The 24,309-nt window shown below is 72.1% G+C and carries 27 protein-coding genes; 11 read left to right on the top strand and 16 right to left on the bottom strand.

The annotated features are described in order from the left end of the window. Positions 1–30: 30 nt before the first annotated feature. Entirely contained in the window at positions 31–204 is a 174-nt protein-coding gene (locus tag CLV63_RS03855; RefSeq protein ID WP_106581691.1) for a DUF397 domain-containing protein, read from the bottom strand. A gap of 8 nt (positions 205–212) precedes the next feature. After that, the gene (locus tag CLV63_RS03850; protein ID WP_106581466.1) at positions 213–1,016 is read right to left on the bottom strand and encodes a helix-turn-helix domain-containing protein; all 804 of its coding nucleotides are present in this window, start codon (positions 1,014–1,016) and stop codon (positions 213–215) included. Between the two features lie 207 nt (positions 1,017–1,223). Here CLV63_RS03850 and CLV63_RS03845 point away from each other — a divergent pair, with 207 nt between their 5' ends. Then, a complete protein-coding gene (locus CLV63_RS03845) occupies positions 1,224–2,102 on the top strand; it encodes a hypothetical protein (protein WP_245928561.1) in 879 nt (292 codons plus the stop codon). A gap of 34 nt (positions 2,103–2,136) precedes the next feature. On the opposite strand, the gene CLV63_RS03840 is transcribed toward CLV63_RS03845, so the two are convergent. The 3 genes from CLV63_RS03840 to CLV63_RS03830 form a co-directional block, all read right to left on the bottom strand. After that, positions 2,137–3,321 (bottom strand): hypothetical protein, encoded by a 1,185-nt coding sequence (locus CLV63_RS03840; RefSeq protein WP_106581465.1) that lies wholly within the window; start codon positions 3,319–3,321, stop codon positions 2,137–2,139. 713 nt (positions 3,322–4,034) lie between these two features. Further along, positions 4,035–4,709, bottom strand: coding sequence for a pyridoxamine 5'-phosphate oxidase family protein (locus CLV63_RS03835; RefSeq protein ID WP_106581464.1), 675 nt, complete (start codon positions 4,707–4,709; stop codon positions 4,035–4,037). Between the two features lie 417 nt (positions 4,710–5,126). Then, positions 5,127–6,080 (bottom strand): aldo/keto reductase, encoded by a 954-nt coding sequence (locus CLV63_RS03830; RefSeq protein WP_106581689.1) that lies wholly within the window; start codon positions 6,078–6,080, stop codon positions 5,127–5,129. A 735-nt stretch (positions 6,081–6,815) separates the two neighbouring features. On the opposite strand from CLV63_RS03830, the gene CLV63_RS03825 reads away from it, so the two are divergent. Then, the gene (locus tag CLV63_RS03825; protein ID WP_106581463.1) at positions 6,816–7,460 is read left to right on the top strand and encodes a MerR family transcriptional regulator; all 645 of its coding nucleotides are present in this window, start codon (positions 6,816–6,818) and stop codon (positions 7,458–7,460) included. Here CLV63_RS03825 and CLV63_RS03820 read toward each other — a convergent pair. After that, positions 7,391–8,374, bottom strand: a complete 984-nt coding sequence (locus CLV63_RS03820) for an iron-siderophore ABC transporter substrate-binding protein (protein WP_106581462.1) — start codon at positions 8,372–8,374, stop codon at positions 7,391–7,393. The genes CLV63_RS03825 and CLV63_RS03820 overlap by 70 nt on opposite strands. 133 nt (positions 8,375–8,507) lie before the next feature. Continuing rightward, on the bottom strand, positions 8,508–9,065 hold the full coding sequence (locus CLV63_RS03815; RefSeq protein ID WP_106581461.1) for a GNAT family N-acetyltransferase: 558 nt from the start codon (positions 9,063–9,065) through the stop codon (positions 8,508–8,510). Positions 9,066–9,226: 161 nt separating this feature from the next. Here CLV63_RS03815 and CLV63_RS03810 point away from each other — a divergent pair, with 161 nt between their 5' ends. Further along, entirely contained in the window at positions 9,227–10,180 is a 954-nt protein-coding gene (locus tag CLV63_RS03810) for a ketopantoate reductase family protein (RefSeq protein WP_245928560.1), read from the top strand. Between the two features lie 40 nt (positions 10,181–10,220). On the opposite strand, the gene CLV63_RS03805 is transcribed toward CLV63_RS03810, so the two are convergent. Then, the gene (locus CLV63_RS03805) at positions 10,221–11,180 is read right to left on the bottom strand and encodes a magnesium transporter CorA family protein (protein WP_106581459.1); all 960 of its coding nucleotides are present in this window, start codon (positions 11,178–11,180) and stop codon (positions 10,221–10,223) included. A gap of 132 nt (positions 11,181–11,312) precedes the next feature. On the opposite strand from CLV63_RS03805, the gene CLV63_RS03800 reads away from it, so the two are divergent. Further along, complete coding sequence (locus tag CLV63_RS03800) at positions 11,313–12,248, top strand: LysR family transcriptional regulator (RefSeq protein ID WP_106581458.1); 936 nt, start codon at positions 11,313–11,315, stop codon at positions 12,246–12,248. Here the strand turns inward: CLV63_RS03800 and CLV63_RS03795 are convergent. After that, positions 12,181–13,194 (bottom strand): LysR substrate-binding domain-containing protein, encoded by a 1,014-nt coding sequence (locus CLV63_RS03795; RefSeq protein ID WP_281260687.1) that lies wholly within the window; start codon positions 13,192–13,194, stop codon positions 12,181–12,183. The genes CLV63_RS03800 and CLV63_RS03795 overlap by 68 nt on opposite strands. Before the next feature lie 123 nt (positions 13,195–13,317). On the opposite strand from CLV63_RS03795, the gene CLV63_RS03790 reads away from it, so the two are divergent. Beyond that, positions 13,318–14,436: an EamA family transporter gene (locus CLV63_RS03790; RefSeq protein WP_106581457.1), complete on the top strand. Its 1,119-nt coding sequence runs from the start codon at positions 13,318–13,320 to the stop codon at positions 14,434–14,436. A gap of 31 nt (positions 14,437–14,467) precedes the next feature. On the opposite strand, the gene CLV63_RS03785 is transcribed toward CLV63_RS03790, so the two are convergent. Beyond that, positions 14,468–14,707: an ECF-type sigma factor gene (locus tag CLV63_RS03785; protein WP_106581456.1), complete on the bottom strand. Its 240-nt coding sequence runs from the start codon at positions 14,705–14,707 to the stop codon at positions 14,468–14,470. A 102-nt stretch (positions 14,708–14,809) separates the two neighbouring features. On the opposite strand from CLV63_RS03785, the gene CLV63_RS03780 reads away from it, so the two are divergent. Next, positions 14,810–16,612, top strand: a complete 1,803-nt coding sequence (locus tag CLV63_RS03780) for a hypothetical protein (protein ID WP_106581455.1) — start codon at positions 14,810–14,812, stop codon at positions 16,610–16,612. A gap of 18 nt (positions 16,613–16,630) precedes the next feature. Here CLV63_RS03780 and CLV63_RS03775 read toward each other — a convergent pair whose 3' ends face one another. From CLV63_RS03775 to CLV63_RS03760, 4 genes are all read right to left on the bottom strand, one after another. Beyond that, a complete protein-coding gene (locus CLV63_RS03775) occupies positions 16,631–17,290 on the bottom strand; it encodes an alpha-ketoglutarate-dependent dioxygenase AlkB family protein (protein ID WP_106581454.1) in 660 nt (219 codons plus the stop codon). Beyond that, positions 17,287–17,892, bottom strand: coding sequence for a GNAT family N-acetyltransferase (locus CLV63_RS03770; protein ID WP_106581453.1), 606 nt, complete (start codon positions 17,890–17,892; stop codon positions 17,287–17,289). Before CLV63_RS03770 ends, CLV63_RS03775 begins: the two co-directional genes overlap by 4 nt. Positions 17,893–17,963: 71 nt before the next feature. Then, entirely contained in the window at positions 17,964–18,650 is a 687-nt protein-coding gene (locus tag CLV63_RS03765) for a TetR/AcrR family transcriptional regulator (protein ID WP_106581452.1), read from the bottom strand. A gap of 135 nt (positions 18,651–18,785) precedes the next feature. Next, positions 18,786–19,106 (bottom strand): hypothetical protein, encoded by a 321-nt coding sequence (locus CLV63_RS03760; protein ID WP_106581687.1) that lies wholly within the window; start codon positions 19,104–19,106, stop codon positions 18,786–18,788. 191 nt (positions 19,107–19,297) lie between these two features. Here CLV63_RS03760 and CLV63_RS35220 point away from each other — a divergent pair, with 191 nt between their 5' ends. The 5 genes from CLV63_RS35220 to CLV63_RS03735 all read left to right on the top strand — a co-directional run bounded on the left by CLV63_RS35220 (position 19,298) and on the right by CLV63_RS03735 (position 23,429). Further along, a complete protein-coding gene (locus CLV63_RS35220) occupies positions 19,298–20,740 on the top strand; it encodes an ATP-binding cassette domain-containing protein (RefSeq protein ID WP_106581451.1) in 1,443 nt (480 codons plus the stop codon). Positions 20,741–20,796: 56 nt separating this feature from the next. Beyond that, the gene (locus tag CLV63_RS03750) at positions 20,797–21,345 is read left to right on the top strand and encodes a hypothetical protein (protein ID WP_211301142.1); all 549 of its coding nucleotides are present in this window, start codon (positions 20,797–20,799) and stop codon (positions 21,343–21,345) included. A gap of 75 nt (positions 21,346–21,420) precedes the next feature. Then, positions 21,421–21,882: a PPOX class F420-dependent oxidoreductase gene (locus tag CLV63_RS03745; RefSeq protein ID WP_106581450.1), complete on the top strand. Its 462-nt coding sequence runs from the start codon at positions 21,421–21,423 to the stop codon at positions 21,880–21,882. Positions 21,883–22,137: 255 nt separating this feature from the next. After that, positions 22,138–22,674, top strand: coding sequence for a peptidoglycan-binding domain-containing protein (locus tag CLV63_RS03740; protein WP_106581449.1), 537 nt, complete (start codon positions 22,138–22,140; stop codon positions 22,672–22,674). 218 nt (positions 22,675–22,892) lie between these two features. Continuing rightward, a complete protein-coding gene (locus CLV63_RS03735; RefSeq protein ID WP_106581448.1) occupies positions 22,893–23,429 on the top strand; it encodes a peptidoglycan-binding domain-containing protein in 537 nt (178 codons plus the stop codon). Positions 23,430–23,498: 69 nt separating this feature from the next. On the opposite strand, the gene CLV63_RS34410 is transcribed toward CLV63_RS03735, so the two are convergent. Then, positions 23,499–23,720, bottom strand: a complete 222-nt coding sequence (locus CLV63_RS34410) for a hypothetical protein (RefSeq protein WP_245928559.1) — start codon at positions 23,718–23,720, stop codon at positions 23,499–23,501. Beyond that, positions 23,717–24,229 carry a hypothetical protein gene (locus CLV63_RS03730; protein WP_245928558.1) on the bottom strand — a complete coding sequence of 171 codons (513 nt, stop codon included), beginning with the start codon at positions 24,227–24,229 and terminating at the stop codon, positions 23,717–23,719. Before CLV63_RS03730 ends, CLV63_RS34410 begins: the two co-directional genes overlap by 4 nt. Between the last annotated feature and the right edge of the window lie 80 nt (positions 24,230–24,309).

Here is a 24,309-nt window from a genome sequence, read left to right as displayed (position 1 = left end):
TTCCCGGCCCGCCCGCCCGGCTGCCGGCGCTCAGCCCGACTTGAGCGAGGTGAGGAGGGCCGCCCACTGCTCAGCAGGGAAGGTCAGGTACCCGAGGTCCCTGTTGCGAGTGTCACGGATTTTGACTGAGGTCGGAGTGTCCGCGACCTCGACGCAGTCGCCTCTGCCACCGCTGTAGCTCGACGTGCGCCAGTTCTCAGGCATGTCCACTCTCATTCATCCATCGTGCGAATCAGATCGATTGACGCAATCGGGGGCAGCGCCCATGACAAGAGTTCACGGTAGATGGCCTGATGACGGGCGACGTCTTGAGGGTCGTCGATGATCATTCCACCGCTCATGTGCTCCGCATAGACGATCGGCGGCCCACCCTGTGACCCGATCACTCGGAACGCTCCGGAGGCCCCACCGAGATACGGCGTTCCCCTAGGTACCACCAGTAACCTAAGCCGTTCGGATCCTGCCAGACGAACCAGACGTTCGCGTTGCTGCTGCATAACGCTCTCCTTGCCTACATGGCCTCGGAGCACCTCTTCTGGGATCACCGCTAGAAGCTTGGGGTTGTTCGCCTGGATGAGTGCGTCCAGTCGCTTCACTCGCAGCTGAGCGAGGCGCTGATGCTCTTCCGCGGAGTCCAAAGGGCCTGAATCGCGAAAGACCACCAGCGCGTATGCCTCGATCTGCAATAGCCCTGGGATGAGGGTCGGGTGATACATGTGAATCTCGGTCGCGGCTTCCTCGGATTCGGTGACTTGTTGGTACCACTCCGGGTCGCTCTCTCCTCGCAAGGCTTGTGACCATCGACGCATGAGCGCGCCGTTGGTAGCGAAGAAGACATCCAGCTTCCTTGCTACGTCCTCTTGTGTCCGCCGTGTCCCCCTTTCCATGGCGCCGAGCATTTGCGGAGAGACACCGGCGTGTGGGGCCAGCTTTTCGAGGTTCATCCCTGCTTGAAGGCGAAGACGTCGGACCTCGCTCCCGAACTCGCGCCACATCGTGAGTTTTGCATTCGTCATGGAAGCATCAGAACACACGGCAGCTACTTAACTGATTGGTATCACTACACCAAAACCCAGAAGTGACGTAACTGTTGCCGCGTGGACAGCCTTCTCGAAAGCTTGAAACAGGCGCATAAGAGGCTTCAATGCAGGCGCCTTGCAAGCGACGCCCCGTTAGGAGCATCGCTACTTGCAAACCATTTCAAGCTACAGAGGAGCGGCAATATGTCCGAAGCTTCTGTCCGGGTCAGCAGCGAGTTCGGGCCGGTGCTGCCCCGTCCGCGATTCGATGTTCTGGTCGCGCACGGGTACACCGCGTCGCAGGTCAACGCCCTCTCGGTCTTCGCTGCGCGTGAGTGCAACTGGGTCAACGGCATGGAGATGACCCATCGGGCCCTCACCGCCTGGAGTGCCATCGCCGAACACCTCCAGCTCGCCCCGCTGCGCCCGGAGGAGACCGAGCTAATCGCCATCGGCTGGAAGGCGATCAAGACCCAGCACCATCATGACCTCAAGACCCGCGGGCTGGCCGGAAAGGACAAGGCGCTGCTCAGCCGCGCATTCGTGCGCTACTGGAACAGCGTCTCCGCTCCGACGTACAGCCCCGAGGACATGATCGTCGACCGCTTGGCCCTCGCCCAGATCTGGCGGGCGCTGCTGCCCACCCAACGCGAGGTGCTGCACGCCCTGGCCGACTACGAAGACCGCCACGTCGCCGCGCGCGCACTGGGCATGTCGACGGCCGCGTTCGGCAGCGCGCTGAACCGCGCCCGCTACGCCTTCTTCGAGCTGTGGCACCAGCACGAGACGCCATCGAAGATGTGGGGCGCCGACCGGCCCGGTTCCCGGCACCAGAACCCGATGTTCCTGCTGCGCCAGCGGCGGCGCAAGGCGGAAAAGCGCGCAGCCCAGCCTGCAACGGGACCCAAGGCGACGATCGGGCGCCCCCGCCGCGACCTGGGCGTCTCCGACGCCGAACTGCTGGACCGCCACGAATCCGGCGAATCACTAACGAGCCTGGGCCGCGTCTTCGGCGCCTGTCGGGACGTGATCAAGATCCGTATCGACTCCGCCCGCAACGAGCGCGACACCACCCCCGCCTGACCGCCGCTCTGGATCACGAGCAGGAGACCGCGGGTCAGCTCTGCTCGGGGCGGAGCCGTTTGAGGTCTGCCATGGCGGCGTCCAGTTGCAACTCGGCGCGCTCGGCACGGTGGATGGCCTGGGCGCGGGCGTCGTCCACGGCGGCGATGCGCTGCTCGGCGGCGTCCTTCGCCTCGGTCAGGGCCAGGGCGCTGGAACGACGCAGGTCGTCCAGCTCCGCGCGCAGGCGGTCCTGCTCGGTCGCCGCCGCCTCGCGGACCCGGTCGAGTTCGGCGCTCATCCGGTCGCGCTCGGTGGTGATCTCGGTGGCGCGGGCCGCCGCCTGCTCGGCGGTGAACTCGGCGCGTTCGGCCCGCTGGACGGCGGTGTCGCGCTCACGCGCGGCCTTGTCCAGCCCTGTGCGCAGCTCCTGCCGTAGCTCGGTGACCTGCGCGCGCAGCGCTTCGGCTTCGTCAGCGGCCTGCTCGGCCGCCGCTGCGGCCTCCTCTCGGACCTCGCGCACCGTTTCGGCGGCCTGCTGTTCGGCGGCGGCGACCCGTTCTTCCGCGTCGCCGATCCGCTCCTCGGCGGCGGCGAGCCCCTCGTCCAGTCGGGTGCGGGCGGCGTCGCGGTCCTCCTCGGCGGCGCGGGCCTCGGCGAGAGCCGTGTCGCGCGCGGTGAACGCCTCCTCCCGCCGGGAGATCGCTTCGTCGGCCATGCGCTCGGCCGATCCCGCTGCGGCGACGGCGGAACTCGCCGCGTCGTCGGCCCGCCTGCGGGCGGCCTCGGCGGCGCGGCGCAGGTTCTCCGCCTCCAGGCGTGCGGCGTCGGCCTCGGCGACCTGCCGGGCCGCGCTCACCCGCGCGGCCTCCACCTGGGCTTCGGCGTTGGCGGGGTCGTTCATGGCGGTGAACGCGCCGACGGCGTCGTCCAGTGTGGTGCGCATCTGCTCGGCCTGGACGGCGAACCGGGTCAGTAGCTCATCGGCGCGCAGCCGGGCCGCGGTGACCGGGACGGCGTCCCCGGAGGCGGCGGACTCCGCGGTGGGGCCGGTGGACGGCGTCTCGGCGTCCTGCTGCTCCTGGGTCTGCTGCTGGAGGCGCTGGCGTTCGCGCCAGGCGCGCCAGCGGGTGTGCTCGGGCAGGTCGCAGTACTCCGGTGGCCGCCCGGGGGCCGAACCGCGCGGAACGGGGCGGGTGCACCCGGGGAAATTGCAGGTATTGGAGTCGCTGTCGGCCACGCGGACGAGGGTAGCGGTTCGGCTGCCCAACAGCGGCGGAGCCGGGCCGGTGCGGATCGTTCACGGCCACTGAACCGCGTTGTTCCGGGGGTGGGGGCGCGGTGTCGTGGTGTGCGCCGGGGGTGAGGGCCGAGAGCGTCCTTTACCGCAGCGGGCCTGCGCTGGGCTGCCGTTGAGCCTGCGCAGCAGCGTCGGCCGAGGTGGCCCCGGGGTTCGGCGCCCGGGCTCTGCCATGGGCTGGTCGGGCAGCGGTGCTGAGGTAGGGATGCGGTGGTGGTGGTGCGGTTTTCGCGCGTGGGTGTGTCAGCGGTGGGTTCCGTTGGGCCCTGGGTCGGCGGTCATGGTCCACGATGTACTTCGGCCGTCGCTGCTGCGCAGGCTTTCCGGCAGCCTGGCTCCGGTCTCTTGGAGCTGAGGGCGCTCTCGCCCGCGGGTGTCGTCGGTTGGAAGGACTTTCGGCGCTTTGGGTCGGGATCCGCTCGGGCTGGGGTCCGGTGGCTGAACGGCGGGATATGCGTCGGCCGACGCGCACCGGCCGGATGACAGCACGGCCCCGACCCACCACAACGACAACGGAAAAGCCGAAACCCCACGTGGAAACAAGGGCGATAGTGCCTTGATACGTCTGCTGGAGTGAGGTCGCTCTTGCCTCGGACGTCTTCAGGATGGATCGGCCGGGGCGTGTGTCCTGGGGTGGGGACGGTGTGGCGTGGTCAAATCTCGGTGCGCAGGTAGGGCGGGAGGGTGATGGCGGGGTCCTGGGCGGGGTCCTGCGCGGGCGCAGCGGTGGTGCGTGCGAGGGGGACCACGCCGGCCCAGTACGGCAGCTCCATGTCCTCCGGGTCGTCGGCGACTCCGCCGGCGCGCACCTTGGCCGAGACCTCGTCCAGGTCGAGCCGGAGGATGGCGGTCTGGGCGCGCTCCTTCGCGTTGGGCATGCGGCAGTCGGCGGAGCGGCCCGCGACGACCTGTTCGATGACGGCGTCGTACGCGGTGCTCAGTTCGTCGGGGGAGGTGACGCGGTAGGCGGTCCCGTGCGCGATGACGGAGCGGTAGTTGACCGAGTGGTTCATCGCAGAGCGGGCGAGGACGAGTCCGTCGGTGATGGTCACGGTGACGCAGACGTCGAGCCCGTCGCTCGCCGACCGCTGAGGGCGGCTGCCGGTGGAGCCGTGCAGGTAGAGCCGGTGTCCGACGCGGGCGTAGAGGGTCGGCAGCACGACAGGGGCGCCGTCGGCGATGAAGCCGAGGTGGCAGACGAACTCCTCGTCCAGGATCGCGTGGACGGTCGCCTCGTCGTAGTGGGCGCGGTCGGGCTTCCGGGTGGGCCTGGTGCGCGGGGTGGCGGAGTAGGTGGCGGTCCGCTGGTCGCTGGAGCTGGTGTGCATCGGGGCCTCGCCGTCATGTCGTGGCGGTGTGCGCGGTCCCGGTAATCGCGCGGAAGTGGGCCCCTCAGCTCGATGGAGGAACCCGTTCTCGCACGATCACCAGAAGGCAATAATATTGAACTAGTACAATATTGATTATGTGCCGACACAATATCAGGGCGAGGTAGGACGGCCAAAGGGCCGCCCCGGGGGTATACCCCCGGGGCGGCCCTTCGCGCATGCGGTCAGCGGCGGCTCTCGGCGCCGATCGCCAACAACTCGCGGTACCACGTGGAGCGCGGCGCGGTCGTCCTCGGTCAGCAGATTCTCTACTCGCGCTTGGTCAGCGGCGGCCCTCAAGACCGCGATGGCCTGGGACACCGCGTCGAGTTCGGCGTGATCGTCCTCAGTCAGCCTCGCTCTTGGTCAGCGGCGGCCTCAGTACCGGGCGCCGACAGCCTGCGGCACCGCGTCGAGTTCGGCGCGGTCCTGCTCGGTCAGCGAGATCCCTGCCGCCGCCGCGTTGGACTCCAGGTAGCGCGGCGTCTTGGTGCCGGGGATCGGCACCACGTTCGACCCCTGCGCCAGGACCCATGCCAGCGCCACCTGCGCCGATGCGACGCCGTGGCGCTCGGCCACCTGCGCGACCCGGGCGGCGATCGCCTGGTTCTGCGCGAACGCGTCGGCCTGGAAGCGCGGGTTCTGCCGCCGCCAGTCGCCCTCGGGCAGCTCCTCGGCGCTTGCGAACCTGCCGGTGAGGAAGCCGCGCCCCAGCGGCGAGTAGGCGAGGAACCCGATGCCGTTCGTCGCGCAGTAGGGCAGCACCTCGGCGAGCGCGTCCTTGGTCCACAGCGAGAGTTCGCTCTGCACGCTGAGCACCGGGTGGACCGCCTCGGCGCGCTTGATCAGCGTCACGTCGACCTCCGACAGGCCGATGGCGCGCGCCTTGCCCGCCGCGACCGCCTCGGCCATGGCCCCCCACGTCTCCTCGATCGGCACCTCGGGGTCGACGCGGTGGAGCTGGTAGAGGTCGACGTGGTCGACGCCGAGGCGGCGCAGGCTGGCGTCGATCCCCGCACGAACGTGCTCGGGGCGCCCGTTCATGCTCCGCCCCGCCTTGTTGTCGCTGGTGACCAGGCCGACCTTTGTCGCGAGCACCGCGTCGTCGCGGCGGTCGCGCAGCGCGCGGCCGACCAGCTCCTCATTGGTGAACGGCCCGTACACGTCGGCGGTGTCGATGAGCGTGACGCCGAGGTCCAGCGCCCGGTGGATCACCGACACCGAGGTGGCGTCGTCGCGCCCGGCGGGGTCGTAGCCGTGCGTCATGCCCATGCAGCCGAGCCCGATGGCGCCGACGCGCGGGCCGCCGGCGCCCAGAACGGTGGTGCGCATTGTGGTCTCCATCCCCGTATTCCTGCGCGGCCCCTCCGGCCGCACAGCCACGAGGATGCACCTTGGAGCGCGCTCCAAGGCAAACGCTCCGCGCACACGCCCCCGGTTCCGCGGCGCAGGTTCCGCGTACCCGGTTCTGCGGCGCCGGGCTCGACGGCCGTGGTCCCTGCGGTGGGGACGGCCGTCGTGGCGCAGGCGGCCCTGATCGAGAACGGATCACTGGATTCCGGCTATTCACAAAGGTGAGTGGACTTTCGGTGGTCTCAGGGACGCCTTCTTCGCCGATCTTGATGAAGCGGTTCCCTCGACCCGTTGTGGAGTTTCGGCATTGTGGGTCGGGGTCCGCTCAGGGCGGGGTCGGGGCCCGGTGGTCGAGTGGCGGGACGCACACCGGTCCGATGACAGCACGACCCCGACCCATCCCAACGACGACGGAAAAGCCGAGAATCCACCCGCGGGTGAGAGGGCCGATTCGGCGAGGTCTACGAGGTAATTGCAGGACACCCGCAGGGAGACTGGTGTTCCGGCCGCCCGCCCGCCTTTGGTGCCGCTTTTTCCCAACCGGGCGACGGTGGGCCGCCCGCGGACATGGCCGCACAGCAGACGGTCCGCCCCGGATATGGCCGAAACTCCGCCGTCCGTGCTTCAGAGGTGCGGGAGGATACGGGAGGACAGAGGGCATAGCGACGCGAAGCGTCGTGGGACGGCCCGAACGAGGCGCAGTAGATTCGCACCATGACCACTCGTGCCGTCCAAGGGCTCACCATCGGGGAGACGGCGGAGCGCACCGGGCTCTCCGCCGACACGCTGCGCTACTACGAGCGCATCGGACTCATCAGCCCGGTGGGCCGCTCCTCCGCCGGGTACCGGGTCTTCGGCGAGGAGGACCTCAGCCGCCTGGAGACGGTGCTCAAGCTGCGCGGCACCGGGATGCCGATGCGCGACATGCTGACCTTCGTCCGGCTGGTGAGGGAGGGGCCGCACACCGCCGCCGAGCGCCGCGACCTGCTCACCGTGCATCGCACGCGGATGCTCGCGCAGGCGGCGCGGCTCCAGGACACCATCGCGTTCGTCGAAGGCAAGATCGAGTTCTACGGCGGCGTCATCGCCGAGTGCCCGCAGGCACCCGACGGTGCACCGAATGGCCAGATTCCCGGCGACGCGCTGAACGGCCAGGCCCGCGGCGATGCGCCGAACGGTCATGCCTCTGACGCTGCGCCGAACGGTCAGACCACCGGCAATGCGCTGAACGGTCAGACCCCTGACGGCGCCCCGAACGGCCAGGTCACCGGCAGTTGCGCGCCGAACGGTCAGACCGCCGGCTCAAGTTCGCCGTCGACGGCGGCCCTGATGTCGTCGAGCACCCGCACCGCGCCGTAGTAGCCGGCCGACCCCCAGTACTCGTAGTCGACGGAGTAGATCTTCTTGTTCCGCACGGCGTCGAGGTCGCGCCACAGGCCGTCGCTGAACTGGGTCGGCGCGTCCTTGTACTCCTGGTTGTGGAAGACGAACACCATGTCGGCGTCGCCTTCGGCGAGGTTCTCGTAGCTCTCGGGGACGAACGGCTGGTCCACGTCGTCGCCCCGCTGGCTCTTGGGCCGCGTGAAGCCCAGTTCCCGCAGGATCTCGCCGGGGAACGACGCCTGGGTCTCGAAGCGGACCTCGTTCTCGCTCTGCAAGCGCAGCAGCGACACGCTGACGTCCCCGGGGTCGCCGATGGCGTCCTTGGTTTCGGCGAGCGCGTCGTCGTAGTCGGCGAGCATCTTCGCGGCGCCCTTCTCCTCGCCGAGGACGGCGCCGACGTCGGTGATGTAGTCGCGCCACTCGGTGGGCCCGGTCCAGCGGATGAGCGCGGTGGGGGCGATCTCCTCCAGCTTCGGGAGCAGTTCGGCCTGCGTCCCCGCCGTGGTGTCGGCGCCGATGATGAGGTCGGGCGCAGCTGCGGCCAGCTCCTCGATGTTGACGTCGTGCTCCTGCGGGGAGTTCGTGACCAGCTTGATGTCCTCGACCGGGTAGTCCTTCGGCAGGTACGGGGTGAGGCTGAGGTCGTCGCGGCCGGGGTCGCCGATGGCGGCGACGGGCTTCTCGCCGAGCCCGGTGACCGCTGCCACACCGGGCCGCCACAGCACCGCGATGCGCTTGGGGTCGGCGGGGACCTCCACGCTGCCGCCGCGGATCTCGGCCGTGCGGGTGGCCGCTCCGTCGTCCGTGCCGCCGGAGCCGCCGCCGCACCCGGCGGCGAGGAGGGCGAGGGCGATCAGTACCGCGGAGGAGGCGAGGGGGGTTGCGCGCATCGCGGTTTCTCCTGGGGGTGCGACCGGCCGCCCGACCGGACGGCCAGGCTAATGAGCTGAGCCTAACCTAACGAAGCCGGGGCCCGACCCCGCGGGTCGGGCCCCGACTTCGCGGGCGGGCGGTGGGGGCGGTTCAGTCGTGCGGGCCGACCGCCCCGATACGCGACACCATGGTGGTCGTGAACGGGCGGAAGCCCTGCTGCTCGTAGAAGCGGATGGCATCGCCGTGCCCGGCCACCGTCGCCAGCTCAAGGTCGCGGACGCCGAGCGCGCCGACCTGGCGGCGGACCTCGTCGAGCAGGCCCGTGCCGACCTCGGCGTACTCCTCCTCGGGGCGCACGGCAAGGGTCTGCACGGTGGCGACCCGCTCGCCGCGGTCCCAGGACCCCTGGTGGTCGATGCGGACGGTCACCATCGCGTACCCGATGGGCCGCCCATGCCGCTCGGCCAGCACGGCTAGGGTGTCGGGATCGGACAGCCAGTCGGTGTAGCGGGCCCTGCGGCGGCGCCAGGACTCGTCGCGGCCGACGGAGGTGATCACATCGTCGAGGTGCGGGCTCAGGGCCGCGTTCTCCTCATGCACGACCTGCCAGAGTTCGGACAGCTCATCGAGTTCGTGAGCGCCGAGGTAGCGAAAGCGCAGCACGTCCGAGAGTCCCTGGTGCGGTTTGGCTGCCAACGAACTTTCCATGTTCTTCTCACCCGTTCCACCCGGATCGACGTGACCTGGACCACGGGAGTGGTTCAGACCAATCCCCACGTGACCTGTACTTCCGACAGTAGGTCCCGAATCGCGGCCCGCGCGTGAAGCGCCAGGAAAAAGGAGAGATTCTCATGCCGAATGAGAAACTTTTGACACATTTCACGGTTCTGGGGCCGGGAGGAGTGGGCGGCCTGCTCGCCGGCCTCCTCGCCCGCGCCGGCCACGACGTCACCGTTGTCGCCACCGAGCCGACCGCCGAGCGCATCGCGGCCGACGGCCTGCGCGTCGACTCGGCGGCGTTCGGCGACTTCACCATCGAGGTCGCGGCCGAGCCCGAACTGACGCGACCCACCGATGTCCTCATCGTCGCGCCCAAGGCCACCGCCCTCCAGGACGCCGTGCGGCGTGTCGCGCCCGAGATGGTGCGCGGCGCGCTCGTGGTTCCGCTGCTCAACGGGTTCGAGCACATGGACGTGCTGCGCTCCGCCTACCCCGGCGCGCAGGTCCTCGCCGCGACCATCTGGGTGGAGTCGACCCGGGTCGCGCCCGGCCACATCAGCCAGACCAGCCCGTTCACCACGGTCGAACTCGCCGCCGCCAACGCCGACCCCGATGCCAACGCCGCCGCCGACGCCGGGGGAGCGGGGCCGGACGAACGCGTCGACGAGCTCGCCGCGCACCTGCGCGGGATCGGCTTCACGACCGAGGTCCGCGACGACGAGCAGCTCACCCTCTGGCAGAAGGTCCACTTCCTCATGCCGACCGCGCTGGTGTGCTCCCACGCGGGCGCGCCCATCGGCGTCGTCCGCACCGACCGGCGCGCCGACCTGCTCGGCGTCATGTCCGAGGTCGGCCAGGTCGCCGCGCGGCTGGGCCTCACGCTCGACTCCGACCGGGTGACCGCCATGGCCGACGGCATCCCGCCGCAGACCAAGCCGTCGATGCTGCGCGACCGGGAGGCCGGGCGCGCCATGGAGGTCGACGCGCTGGGCGGCGCCTTCCTCCGCGCCGCCCGGCGCGTGGGCGTCGACGTGCCGGTCACCGCGCGCATCGTCGCCGACCTCGAACGCGTCGACGGCGGATCCGCGCAACAGCGGCCCTGACAGAAACGGCGCCCTGACAGGAACGGCGCCCCAAAAGCCCCTAAAGCCAGTCCCGCCGCCGGAATGAGAGGTAGACGGCCACCGCCGACCCCGCCACCAGGCCGTAGGCGAGGGCGGCACCCCACGGTTGGTGCTGCCCGGGCAGCATGACGTTCATCCCGTACCAGCTCGACAGGAACGTGGGGATGGCGATCACCGCCGCCCATCCGGTCAGCTTCTTCATCGTGATGTTCAGGCGGTTCTGCTGCACGTTGATGCTGGTGCTCAGCATCGACCCCAGCATCTCCCGCAGCGACTCGATCAGCCCCACCAGGTGGTCGAGCCTGCGGGTGATGTCGGCGAGGTGCCGGTCGACCCATGGGTCGCCGGCGGCGGGGTCGGTTCCGCGCAGCTCGTCCACCGCCTCGCGCAGCGGGAGCACCGCCCTGCGCAGCAGCACCAGGCGGCGGCGCAGCCGGTGGCTCTCGCGCTGGACGCGGGCGATCGCGGCCGGGGCCTCGTCGAACAGGATCTCCTCGACCCCGTCGATGCCGTCGTCCACGTCCAGCGCGGTCTGGTGGTAGCCGTTGACCAGCCACTCCAGCAGCTGGTGCAGCAGCGCGAAGGTGCCGTGGCGCGCGATCGCGTCGTTGCTCTCCACCGCCGAGAGCACGGGCGCGAAGTCGAGGTCGGGATCGTCGGTGCAGGTCACGACCGCGTCGGTGGAGAGCAGCACGACCAGCCGCGTGTAGTCGGCGTCCTGCGGGCGCACCACATGCATGTGGAGCGCGAAACCGGCGTCGAAGTGCCACACCCCGCCGCGGTGGCGCCGCGCCATGACGGCGTCCAACCGGTCGCGGGGGATCCCGGTGAGCGCCGCCGCCTCGGCGATCCCGTCGGTGTCGCCCGGCTCGCACTCGGCCCACACGATGGTGGCGGGCCCGTGCAGGTCCGGCAGGTCGGCCGGGGCGAGATCGGCCTCGGCGGGCCTGCCGTCTCGGAAGAGCAGGCTGTGCAGCATGCCAGCCAGCTTAGGCAACGCGGGCCCCGGTGTCCTGGTGGCGGCGGGCGGTGTCCCGGATCACTCGAACCGATCCGGATCGGCGTCCCGAGCTGGGCGGATCCGGCGCCGCCGCTGACTACATTGTGTTCCATGATCGACGTCCGGCGGTTGCAGTTGTTGCGGGCACTCGACCAGCACCACACCGTGGCGGCCACGGCTGAGGCGCTCAAGGTCACCCCATCGGCAATCTCCCAGCAGTTGGCGGCCCTGTCCAAGGAGGCGGGCGCCGCACTGGTCGAGCGGCACGGCCGGAGATTCGTGCTGACCGGCGCGGCCCGGGTGCTGCTCGACCACGCCGCGGTCATCTTCGCGGAGCTGGAGCGCGCGCAGGCCGACCTCGCCGCCTACGCCGACGGCACCATCGGGGCGGTCCGCGTGGGCTCCTTCGCCACCGGCATCTCCGACCTCGTCGCCCCGGCGGTGGCGGGGCTGCGCCGCAGCCACCCCGGCTGGCGGTTCGAGGTGGTGCAGGCCGAGCCGGAGGCCAGCTCGGAGCTGCTGCGCACCGGCGACCTCGACCTCGCCGTCACGATGTCGTCGGTGCACATGCCGCCGAGCGGTACCGAGGAGTTCCGGCTCGACCCGGTGATGGTCGAACCCTTCGACGCGGTGCTGCCCTACGACCACCCCATGGCGTCACGCACCGAACTCGACCTCGCCGAGGACCTCGCGGGCGCCGAGTGGATCATGTCGGCGCGCGGCACCGCCTGGCACGACTGCGTGTCGGCGGCCTGCAACCAGGTCGGCTTCCAGCCCCGCGTCGCCCACACCGTCGACGAGTTCAGCGCGGTCTTCGCCATGGTCACCGCCGGACTGGGGGTCGCGCTCATGCCGCGGCTGGCCTGGACCGGGCTGTCGGCGCCGCATGTGGTGGTGCGGTCGGTGCGCAACGCGCCCCGGCGCCACATTGTGGCGGTCACCAGGGCGGGCGCGGGGCCCGAACCGCTGCTCGGCGCGATCAGGGAGGCGGCGGCGAAGGTCCCCGTCCCCTCGGCCGGCCCCCTGATGGTCCCGGCCGAGCACTGAGGTCGAGGTCCACCTCGTCGACGTCGTCGAGGACGCTGCGGGCCGCCGACCGCAGGTAGTGCGCGACGAGCTGGATGGGCCGCCACGACCACCCGCCGGTGCGCCCGGCCAGGTAGATGCGCCGGACCCCGCCCAGGTCGCCCAGCGGCGCGTGGGCGATGCCGCGCCTGCGCGCCGCGACGGCGAGCTTGGGCTGCACGCCGATGCCGAGCCCTGAGGCGATGACCTCGGTGGCGGCCTCCAGGGTGTCGATGCGGTGCCGGAACCGGGGCGCGAACCCGACGGTCGCGCACATGCGCTGCACCAGCTCGTCCTCGTCGCTGCCCCGCGAGTTGGAGATCCACGACGCCTGGGCGAGCCGCGCCAGGTTGGCGCGGGTCATGGGCCGCGACCCGCCCACGGCCTCGGCGGCGGGCTGGGCGAGCAGGAGCGGTTCGGCGCCGATGCGGTGCAGGGTGAGCGTGTCGGGAACGCGGCGCGGCACCAGGCTGTACTCGTAGACGAGGCCGAGGTCGGCGTCGCCGGACTGGAGCAGGTCGAGCGCCTGGTCGGGTTCGTGCTCGATGAGGTGGACCTCGATCAGCGGGTGGTCCTCGTGCAGGCGGCGCAGCGCCGGCAGCACGATGGGCGAGGCCACGCTGATGAAGGTCACCAGCTTCACGGGGCCGGCCGCCTCGCCCTCGCCGGCGAGCTCGGCCCGCGCCGCCTCGACCCGGGCGAGGATGCCCACGGCGTGTTCGGCGAGGCGCCGCCCCGCGGGCGTGAGCCGGACCCTGCGGCCGTCGGGCACCAGCAGGCGCACGCCCGCCTCGTTCTCCAGGACGGCGAGGTGCTTGGACACCGCCGAGGTGCCGATGCCGGTGACCTCGGAGACCGCCGCCATGGTGCCGAGGCGCTCCAGCTCCACCAGCAGCCGCAACCGGGTGAGGTCGAGTACCTGATCCACGCACCCAGAGTATCCGCCAACAGCGGATCATCCGCCAAAAGGAAACGGTTCGTCCACCATCGGTCTGTGGACAGCAACAAAGCCGGTGGATCCAATGGTCGGGTGATCCGACTCCGCTTTCCCATGTTTCGCGCTGCCCTCATCCGGGTACCCGCGCCACTGCTCGTGCTGGCGGGCATGTTCGCGCTGCACGCAGGCAGTGCGCTCGCCGTGCTCCAGTTCGACGCCGTCGGCACCGGCGCGGTCACCTGGCTGCGACTGACATGGGCCGCGCTCCTCCTGCTCGCCCTGAGCGGGCCCGCGTTGTGGCGCCGGGTGCGCGCCGCGCCGCGCCGAGACCTGTGGTCCGTGGTGATACTGGGCACAGTGAGCGCGGGGATGATGGCCTTCTACTCCGAGGCCACGGCGCGCATCGACCTGGGTACCGCGACCTCGCTGGAGTTCCTCGGCCCGCTCGCCGTGGCCGTCGTGGCGATGCGCCGCCGCGCGGAGGTGGCCTGGATCCTCGCCGCCGTCGCGGGGGTGGCCTGCATGACCCGCCCGTGGGCCGGCGACGCCGACCTCGCCGGGATCGCCTTCGGCGTGGCCGGGGCGGTGTGCGTCGCGCTGTACATCGTGCTGGCCCAGCGGGTCTCCAACAGCTTCGGCGCGGTCCACGGGCTGGCGCTGTCGCTGACGGTCGCCTCCGTGGTCACCGCGCCGCTGGGGGTGCCCGGTGTGGTCGCCAACCCCGACCCGCGCGTCCTCGGCGCCACCCTCGGCATCGCCCTGCTGTTCCCGCTGGTGCCGTTCCTGCTGGAGATGGTCGCGCTGCAACGGATGCGGCGCAGCGCCTACAGCACCTTCGTGAGCCTGGAGCCCGCCGTCAGCCTGGTGATGGGCCTGGTCATCATCGCCCAGACGCCGCAGCCGGTGCAGCTCGCCGGGATGGCGCTGGTGGTCGTGGCGGGGATCGGGTCGGCCCGCGGTGAGGCCCGGCCGCGGGCCGTTGAACAGCGCGGCGAGGCCAGGCCGCGCCCCGCCGAGCAGCGCGGCGACGCCCGCCCGGATCCCGGCTCCGAGGGGGAGCGGGCCGGTGCCCTGCTGGGCTCCGCTGGGCTGGAGTGGCGGCCTCCGGCCCGCCCGGGGACGCGCCGCGCCGGCATCGGGCGGGCCGGGCTGCGGGCGCTGCGCCTGGGCCGCGCCCCGCGCCGCCGCCCCCTGCCCGGGCGCCCGCCCGGCCGCGAACGCGAACCGGCTTGAGCGGCAAGGACGCCGGGGGCGTAGGGGGCGCTCAGGCGTCCCGGCGGCGCCCGCCGTACTTCTTGTGCACCGCCTGCTTGCTGACACCGAGGATGGTCGCGATCTCCGACCACGTGTACCCGTCGACCCTGGCGCGCCGCACGTGCACGGCCTCCAGCCGCTCCAGTTCCTCGCGCAGCCGGACCGCGGCCCCCAGCGCCTCCAGCGGCGGCTGCTCGCGTCCGTTCTCGCGCGCGGCGGCGAGCAGGCTGCTGATCGGGTCGTCCTCCATGGTTCGAGGCTACGCCGTCGCGGCCGGGGCCGACACTGGCCGCAGGCGGACCGGTGCCAGGTCCGGGTGCAGCCCGCGGATCCGTTAATGTCGTGCGCAACTATGGGACCGACGAAAACTGATCTGGAACTGCTCCGGGCATACGAACCGATTCTCGTCTACACCGAAGGCGAGCTCTTCTTCCCCACGGACATCGAGGGGTATTTGAGCGCGTGCAGCCTGTGGGTCGAGGAGCCCGGCGAAGGCGAACGCGAGGTCGTCCCGGCGGGGCAGCTCACCGCCGAGAGGCTCGCCGAGGCCGAGGAGACCTGGCCCGACCGCTTCCAGCACCTGCGCTTCGTGCAGGAGGCGTCGATGCGCGCCGAGGCGCGCCGGTTCCGCCGCACCGCACGGCCCGTCATCCCCAAGAGCGGGCGCCTGGCCGCCGTGGGCGTGTTCGGCCGCGTCCTCGACGTCCTGATGAAGTTCTCCCTGCTGATCCGCGGCGCGGTCCCCGGAGGGGTCGCGGGCGCCGCGGCCACCCGCTACCGTGACCGCCTCGACTCCGGCGGGGCGACCTACTACGGCCGGGTCATCCGCGAGGGCGGCTACATCGCGCTCCAGTACTGGTTCTTCTACCCGATGAACGACTGGCGCTCCATCTACGGCGGCGTGAACGACCACGAGGCCGACTGGGAGAAGATCACTGTCTACCTGGTCGAGTCCGGCGACGGCGGGTACCGGCCCCAGTGGGTGGGCGCCTCCTCGCACGAGTACCGGGGCGACGACCTCCGGCGCAGCTGGGACGACCCCGACCTGCACCGCGACGGCGACCACCCGGTGATCTACGTCGGCGCCGGATCGCACTCCCACCAGCTGCTGCCCGGCGACTACCTGATCCAGGTCGACCCGGCCATCCTGCGCGGCGTGGTCCGGTTCTGGCGCAACCTCACCCAGCGGATCTTCCCCGCCACCAGCGCCATCGTGCGCCACGGCATCGGCATCCCCTTCGTCGACTACGCGCGCGGCGACGGCGTCCGGGTGGGGCCGGGCGGCAACCGCGTCTGGAACCAGGTCGTCATCGACGACGCCACCCCGTGGGTGCGCGGGTACCGGGGGCTGTGGGGCCGCGACACCAAGGACTGGTTCGACGGCGAGCGCGCCCCCAGCGGGCCGCGCTACGAGCGCGACGGCACCATCCGCAACTCCTGGGCCGACCCGCTGGCGTGGGTGGGCTTGCAGAAGGTCCCGCCGTCCGACAGCGCCGCGCGGTCGGCCCTGCGGGCGCACCTGCACGACCTCGACGGCCGCATCGCCGAGGCCGACGCCTCGATCGTGCGGCTGCGCGACCGGGTCCGCCGCCTCGCCGCCGCCCGCATCGTCCTCGGCAGGGAGGCGCACTCGCTGCCCCGCGCCAAGGAGCACGACGCCACCATCGCCGAGCTCGAAGCGGAACTCGCCGGGCTCTACCGCGAACGCTCCCTCCTGGTGGACGAGCGCGACGCCCACCACCAGGCGCTCGACGGCGCCGAACCGCTGCGCGCCGGGCCCACCTCGCACCTGAAGAACCCGCACCTGCCCTACGCCTCGGGCAAGCAGCGCACCGGCCGGCTGGTGAACGTGTGGGTGGCGCTGAGCACCCCGCTGCTGATCATCTCCCTGGGCGGGATGCTGCTGCTGGGCGGCCACGTGGTGCTGCCGGCCATGATCGGCGTGGTGGTGCTGTTCGCGGCCTTCGACGCGTTCGTGCGCCGCAAGCTGATGCCGTTCCTGACCGGCCTGGCCGTGCTGCTCATCGCGGTCGGGGTGATCGCGGCGATCATCGCGGCGTTCATGGCCAACTGGCGGATCTCCCTGCTGGTGCCCATCGTGCTGGTGGTCGTCACCCTCTTGGTGGTCAACGTCCGCGACCTGCTGCGCCGCTGACCCCCCGCACCCGCGGGGTCAGTCCGCGGCCATGCCCGAGGCGCGGATGGTGATGTTGAGGCGCCCGGCGGTGAGCCCGGACGCGGGGTCGCCGCTGTCGGGCAGGGTGCGCGGCACCCCGTGGTAGGCCATGCGGGACGGCCCGCCGAAGACGAACAGGTCGCCGCTGCGCAGCTCGACGTCGGTGTAGGGGCGGCCGCGCGTCTCGGTGTTGCCGAAGCGGAAGACGCAGGCGTCGCCCAGGCTGAGCGAGACGACCGGCTCGGCGGCCTGCTCGTCGCGGTCCTGGTGCATGCCCATGCGGGCGTCGGCGTCGTAGAAGTTCACCAGGGCCACGTCGTAGGGCGCCGCGCCGGGCCCCGGTGGCGCCCCGTAGGCGGCCTCGACCCCGGCCAGCGCGAGCGCCCCCAGCATCGGCGGGAATTCCGGCACCGGTCCACCGCCGGGCAGGGTCCTGGAGTACCGGTAGGGCCGCCAGTACCAGCCGAGCGACGCCATGGCCACGCTCATCGTCCCGCCGCGCGGCATGGTGTGGTGGCGCATCCCGGCAGGGCCCGACGCCCACCTGCGGCAGCGGTCGACGAGGTCGCGCCGCTGCTCGGCGTCGAGCCATCCGGGGACGTGGACGGCGCCGGGCGCGATCTCGACGGGCGCCGCGCCGAAGAGCGGGTCGGTCACTGCCGCGCCCCCGCGGGCAGCAGGTAGCGGACCTCGCGGACGGCGTCGAGCACGGGGTCGCCGCGGTCGAGCGCCTGCTCCGCCCCGTCGGCGCGGAACCCCGCGTTCTCGTAGAAGCGCCGCGCGGCCCGGTTGTCCTTGAGGACCCACAGCAGGACGGGCACGCCGGGGCCGGTCTCGGCGAGCGCCGCCGCCATGAGCCGCCGCCCGACGCCCAGCCGCGCGCGCCCGGGGTCGACGTAGCAGCCGTAGATCTCGGCGGCGCCCTCGGGCGCGTCGGCGTCGCGGGCCGGGCCGGCGGCGAGCCAGCCCACGATCGTCGGCTCGCCGCCCGCGGTCTCGGCGGTCTCGGCGACGTAGGCGGCGCTGCCCGGCGCGGGCGCCCGCACCTGCCGTTCCCTGTGCTCCGGGTCGGGCCGCATGGCGTCGAGGTAGGCGGCGGGGACGATGCCCCGGTAGGCGTGCTGCCACCCGGCGAGCCGCACGCGGGCGATGCCGGTACCGTCGCCGGGCCGGACGCGGCGCACGCGGACGGTGCCGTCGGCGCCCATGCCGTCGGCGACCGTCCCGCCTGGTGCTTCGGGGTGCGGTGCAGGGCTCATCGGCCCAGGCTATGCCGCGGTCGGCCGTGCGGCGCAGCGGATTCGCGACGTGGCGTTCGGCGCCCGCGCCGCTACCCGGCCCCGGTGCGGGCGATGAGGGCCGCGACCCCGTCGAGGACGATCGCGAGGCTGCGGTGGAACGCCGCGTCGTGGTCGACCCTGCCGGTCTCGGCGATCATCCGGGCGACCATGGGGAACTCGCCGCCTTGGAGCCCCTTGATGTCCCCGGAGTGCGCCGCGTGCCACTCGTGGACGTCCATGCCGGTGCTCCGGTGCAGGTCGGCCACTGACATCTCGTGGCGGATCGCGGCGTGCACCGTGCTGGAGACCATGCCGAGGACACCGACGATGTCGTCCATGGCCAGCCCCGTGGGTGCCAGCAGCGCCAGCGAGTTCTCCACCCGGGCGATGCCGCCCGGACCCAGCGGGCTGATGGAGTCGAGCATCCACGGGTGCCGCCGGTAGACGGCGCGCTCGCTCTCCGCGAGGGCCCGGAGGTCGGCGCGCCAGTCGCCGCTGCGCGCGGGGGCCGGCTCCGCGGCGAGGACGGTGTCGCACATCAGCGCGTACAGCTGCTCCTTGTTGGCCACGTAGCGGTACAGCGACATCGTGCCGGAGCCGAGTTCGGCGGCGACCTTGCGCATGGACACCGCGTGCATGCCGCCGTGATCGGCGAGCCGGATGGCGGCGTCGGCGATGGCGGCGAAGCTCAGCGGGGTGCGGCCGGGACGTCCGTCGTGGGACTCGGCATCGGGCACGGGCGTCCTCCTCGGGGGCGCAGGGGGCCGGTTCGGTCCGTCGGCGGTGCGTACACCGTATCGGGGCGCGGGGCGCGGGGCGCGGGGCGCGGGGCGTGCGGGCGGACGGGTGCGGGGCACGGGCGGCCCCGGTGGTCAGTCGTGCCAGCGGAACCAGGCGGACCCGTCCTCGATGTGCAGGAGGAAGCCTGCCACGGCGCCGTCGGGCCCTTCCAGGCGCAGCGCGCTCGTGATGGGCGCGTAGGCCGTCTCCCACGCCTCGGCGGCAGCGGCGCTGTCGTCGGTCGCCATGGCCTCGACCAGGGCCAGCTCCCGCGCGAACAGCGGTGCGAAGTCGGCGAAGCGCGGCCGCGGCGAGAACGGGCCGCTCAGCCAGGGCCAGTCCTGCTCGGTGACGGTGATCTCGCCGACCGGTTCGGTCCCGTGGAGAAGGCGCCAGGTCTGCGCGGCGTCCACGCCGTCCCCCTTGTCGTCCGTCGACCGCCCGTTGGCGGCAGGGGCCACCCTACGGCGCGGGCCCGCCAGGATCCGCGCGCGACCGCCTGGTGCCATGCCTGCCGCGATCCGGAATCGGGTTGTTCCGCACCTCGATTCATGCGTACAGTGTACCCACCTATTGCGTACAGTGTACTCACGAAGGAGGCGCCATGCCCCCCGGCCTTGCCGTCCGCGCCGAAGGGCTGACCAAGCGCTACGGCGATGTGCGTGCGCTCGCGGGCCTGGACCTCGCCGTCCCCACCGGCTCCGTCCTCGGCCTGCTCGGTCCCAACGGCGCGGGGAAGACCACGGCCGTACGGGTCCTCGCCACACTGACGGCGCCCGACGCGGGGCGGGCCGAGGTCGCGGGCGTCGACGTGCTCCGCCGCCCGCACCGCGTACGCGAACTGATCGGGCTGGCCGGCCAGTACGCCGCCGTGGACGAGAAGCTCACCGGGCGCGACAACCTGCGCATGTTCGCCCGGCTCGCCCGCTTGCCACGCACCAGGGCCGCCGATCGGGCCGATGAGCTCCTGGCGCGCTTCGGCCTGGACGACGCCGCCGACCGGGTCGTCCGCGGCTACTCCGGCGGAATGCGGCGCCGCCTCGACCTCGCGGCCAGCCTGCTCGTCCGGCCACTCGTGCTGTTCCTGGACGAGCCCACCACCGGCCTGGACCCGCGCAGCCGCAACGGGATCTGGACGGAGATCCGCGCCCTCGCCGCCGACGGGGTCACCGTCCTGCTCACCAGCCAGTACCTCGACGAGGTCGACCACCTCGCCGACCGCATCGCCGTGGTCGACGCGGGACGCGCGGTCGCCGAGGGCACGCCCGCCGCGCTCAAGGACGCCATCGGCGTCCCCCACCTGCACCTGTCCGTGTACCGCCGGGAGGACATCGCCCCGGCGCAGAGCATGCTCGCGCGGATCGGCCAGGGGCCCGTCGCGGTGGACGAGGAGCGCCGCGCGCTGAACGTCGCGGCCCCCGGCGGGGGCGACTACCGCGCGTTCCTGATGCCCGGCATGTTCGTCATGACGGCGGTCACCAGCGTCACCGCGATCACCGGCGCCGTGTGCCAGGACAAGGCCGAGGGCATCATGGACCGGTTCCGTTCGCTGCCGATGTCGCGCCTCGCCGTGCCGATCGGGCACACCGTCGCCGACCTGATCGGCTTCCTGCCCAGCCTCGCGGTGATGGTGGGAGCCGGATACCTCATCGGCTGGCGGGCGCAGAACGGGTGGGCCGCCGCGATCGCGGCGTTCGGGCTGATTCTACTGCTGCGCTACGCGCTGAGCTGGGCCGGGACCTGGCTCGGGTTGCTCTTCACCGACCCGCAGGCCGCGTTCCGCCTCACGCCGCTGGTCTTCCCCGCGACCATGCTCGCCAACACCTTCGTGCCGACCGAGGGGATGCCCGCGGCCCTGCGGGTGATCGCCGACTACAACCCGGTGAGCGCCGCCACCGCGGCCTGCCGCGCCCTGTTCGGCAACCCCGGCGCGGGGGTCGGCGACGCGCTGCCGTTGCAGTACCCCATTACCGCCACCGTGCTGTGGTCGGCACTGCTGCTGGCGGTGTTCGTCCCGCTCTCCGCGCGGCGGTATGGGCGCCGGTAGCCGGCCTCCGGGCGTGCTGCGCCGCGCACGCCCGGAGGCGGAGTAGGGTCGCTGCCGTGAACGAGGCGGAGGGTCCCGACCGGCCGATGCACCTGGTCGTGCACGACTACGGCATGGGCGGCGTGTGGTTCTGGGTGCGGGCGCGCTCGGCGGCCGAGATCGTCGCGTCCTGCTCCGAGGTGGAGGTGGTCGACGACAACGAGACCGTGGCGCGCTTCGAGGGCGACGACGACGTGGCGGCGTTCGACCTCGACGCCCTGCCCGCCGGGTCCGTGCTCGCCGGCCTGCGGGACAAGCGCGACTCCCAGCGCGGCCGCCCCGGCTTCGGCGCGCTCGTCGGACGGGAGAGGGTGTACCTCAGCGACGTGGACGAGGAGGACGACACCGGCACGCTGTTCCTTGTCGAGCTCGGACCCGACGGGCGCCAGCTCCGCAATGTCGTCGTCGAAGCGGGCGGGCCGGGGGTGCGCCGCGACATGACCACCTGGCCGATCAACCCGCCCTTCGACCTGTACGATCCCGACCTCGCCGCCAAGGCCGTCGACGCGGCGGTGTTCGAGGCGGCGTGGCGGCGCGCTGCGCCCGACCCCGACGACGAGCAGTGACGCCGCGGGACGCGCCGACCCCCGTCCGAGACCCCCGCGCCACCCGGTGCGGACCACCCGAGCACGAGGAGCACAATGAGCCCGTCGATCGCGACCAACACCACGGTGGACCGTGAGGGCCTCGCGGCGTTCGTCCGGCCCCGGCACCGCGCCATCGTCATCACCCGCAGGACCGACGGAACCCCGCAGGGCTCCCCGGTGACCTGCGGAATGGACGAGCAGGGCCGCATCGTCGTCTCGACCTACCCCGAGCGCGCCAAGGCGCACAACGCCGCCCGCGACGGCCGGGTGAGCGTCCTCGTCCTGTCCGAGGACTTCGACGGGCCGTGGGTGCAGGTCGACGGCGCAGCGGAGGTCCTCACGGGCGAGGCGGCCGTCGAACCGCTGGTCGACTACTTCCGGTGCATCTCCGGCGAACACCCCGACTGGGCGGAGTACCGCGAGGCGATGCGCCGCCAGGGCAAGGCGCTCCTGCGGGTGACTCCGCAGCGGTGGGGGCCCGTGGCGACCGGGGGCTTCCCCGCGCGGCTGGCCTGAGCCCCGCTCGTCGTGGCGGCACGGTGGCGTAGCAGCATCGCGCCACGGCGGCACAGCGGTGTAGCGGCACCGGCACCGAGCCATGGCGGCGCAGTGTGCCGCGGCGACGACGCACGATGACGATCATGGTTCACCTGCCGACCGGAACTGACCATGAGTGGCCGGAACGTACCGATCCGGTGAACCCCGCGGGTCCCGTGCGCATCTTCCGTGTGTACGAATCACCGACCGGGTGCAAACCCTCACGGAGGAAGCATGTTCCGCAAGCGCGTCGCCACCGCGATCGCCGCCGCGGCCCTCGCGTCGACAGCGGGTCTGATGGCGGCTCCCGCCGCCCTCGCCGACGGCGAGACCCCGCGGTCCACGAAGGTCGAGATCGAGGCGCTGAAATGGCCGGTGCTGCAAAAGGGCGACGACAACTGGCAGGTCGCCGTGGCGAAGATGTCGCTCTACAACAAGGTCGACGTCTACTCCGCGTTCAGTGAGAAGGACGTCGGCACCGTCAAGGCGTATCAGGTCGAGAAGGACCTCGTCGCCAACGGCACCATCGACGGCGAGACCTGGGGCGAGATCCGCCGCGACTTCGGCGAGGTCGGGCCCGGCCAGAGCGGCGTCAAGGTGTCCATCGTCCAGACCCTGCTGACCAACCGCGGCTATCAGGTGGGCGACGACGGCTACTACGGCACCGAGGTCGAGGCCGCCGTCAGGGACTGGCAGGAGAAGAACGGCATCGGCGTCGACGGCCGGGTGGGGCCCATCACCTACCGCGCGCTGGTCACCGGCGGCAACTGAGCGTCCCCCGCCGGTGCCGCGCGCGCCACGGCACCGGCGGGACGGCCGCGCCCAGCGGCAACGAAGGGTGAGCGACGCCTGACGGTGCGGAATGGTTCACAGCGCCCCGGCACTGACCGGGAGTGGCCTACCGGCTCCGAACCGTGAACCCCCGGCACCTCTCGCGCATCACCTGTAGGTACCGAACACCCACCGGCTCTACTCCGCACGGAGGCACCATGTTCCGCACCCGCATCACGACCGCCATCGCCGCCGCGGCCCTCGCGACCTCCGCCGGCCTGGTCGCGGCCCCGGCCGCCCTCGCCGACGGCGTCACCCCCAACTCCACGAAGGTCGAGATCGAGGCGCTGGCGTGGCCGGTCCTCACCGAGGGATCGACCGACTGGCAGGTCGCGATGGTGAAGTACCAGCTCTACGGCCACACCAACATCAACTCCGAGTTCGACGCCGAACTCGTCGGCGAGGTCACCGCCTACCAGGAGGCCAACGGCCTGGAGGCCACCGGCGACGTCGACGGCGAGACCTGGAACGAGATCCGCAGCGACTTCGGCGAGGTCGGCCCCGGCGCCAAGGGCTACAAGGTGACCGCCGTCCAGTGGGCGCTGAACGCCCGCGATTACGACGTCACCATCGACGGCCAGTACGGCGCCAAGACCAAGAGCTCCGTCATCGACTGGCAGAAGAAGAACGGCATCGGCGCCGACGGCTGGGTCGGGCCCATCACCTACCGCGCGCTGATCACCGGCGGCGTCTGACCCCCCTGCGCTGCGGCGCGCCCCATCCCTCCGGGGCGCACCGCGGCGCGCGGGTGTCGAGCCCGTGCCTCAGCGCGCCGCGATGGTCGGCGCGCACGCCCGCGCGATCTCGGCGGCGGGGTACGACGCGTGCTTGCTCTCGGTCAGCAGGCGCCGGTGGAACCGGTCGATGACCGCCGCGACCGGCGCGTGGCGCTCGACGATCGCCGCGGCCGGCCCCGCCGCGGCCCCCGTCCGCCGCCCCTCCGCTCCCGCGCGGCCGCCCGCAAGGCTGCGGACCAGCTGGCTCACTGTGAGGCAGTGGTCGTAGTCGCGGTGCAGTGCGACGAAGTCCGCCTCCTCCGGCGAGAGTACGACACGGTCTCCGCCGTGTCGGCGAAGTCGCCGCGGGCGGCGGCGGGGGAGTCCGGCAGCACCCGCCAGTGGTACATCAGCGGGAAGCCGGGGTACGCGTCGGCGAGTACCCACGCGGTGGTCATGGCGTGGGCGGCGAGCTCGCGCCAAGCGCCGAACCCCGCCGACCCCACCCCGTACTGGTAGTAGGTCGGCAGGCCGAACAGGTTCGCCGTCGACCGCACGTTCTCGGGGCGCCGCTCCAGGTCGGTCAGCGGGACCTTCTTCACGAAGACCCTGACCCCGTCGACCGTCAGCTCCGCTGTGGAGCCGCCGATCCCGGAGCCCACCGGGGCGGCCCCGTCCACCAGCGCCCTGAGCCGCCGGTCGCTGAGCGGCGCCAAGGACGCGGCGGCGGTCGCGTAGTCGGCCAGGCGCGCGCCGCGCCGCGGATCCGGGTGGGGCATCGGCCGCTCCAGGGGCACCGAACCGGTGCGTCGTCGTTCTCGGACGGTCCGGACTCTACTCGCGCCGGTCGCGGGGCGCC

The organism is Murinocardiopsis flavida, assembly GCF_003014485.1.
Taxonomy (GTDB): domain Bacteria; phylum Actinomycetota; class Actinomycetes; order Streptosporangiales; family Streptosporangiaceae; genus Murinocardiopsis; species Murinocardiopsis flavida.
Note: the sequence above shows the minus strand (reverse complement) of the source record. Positions and strands in the feature narration are given on the sequence as shown.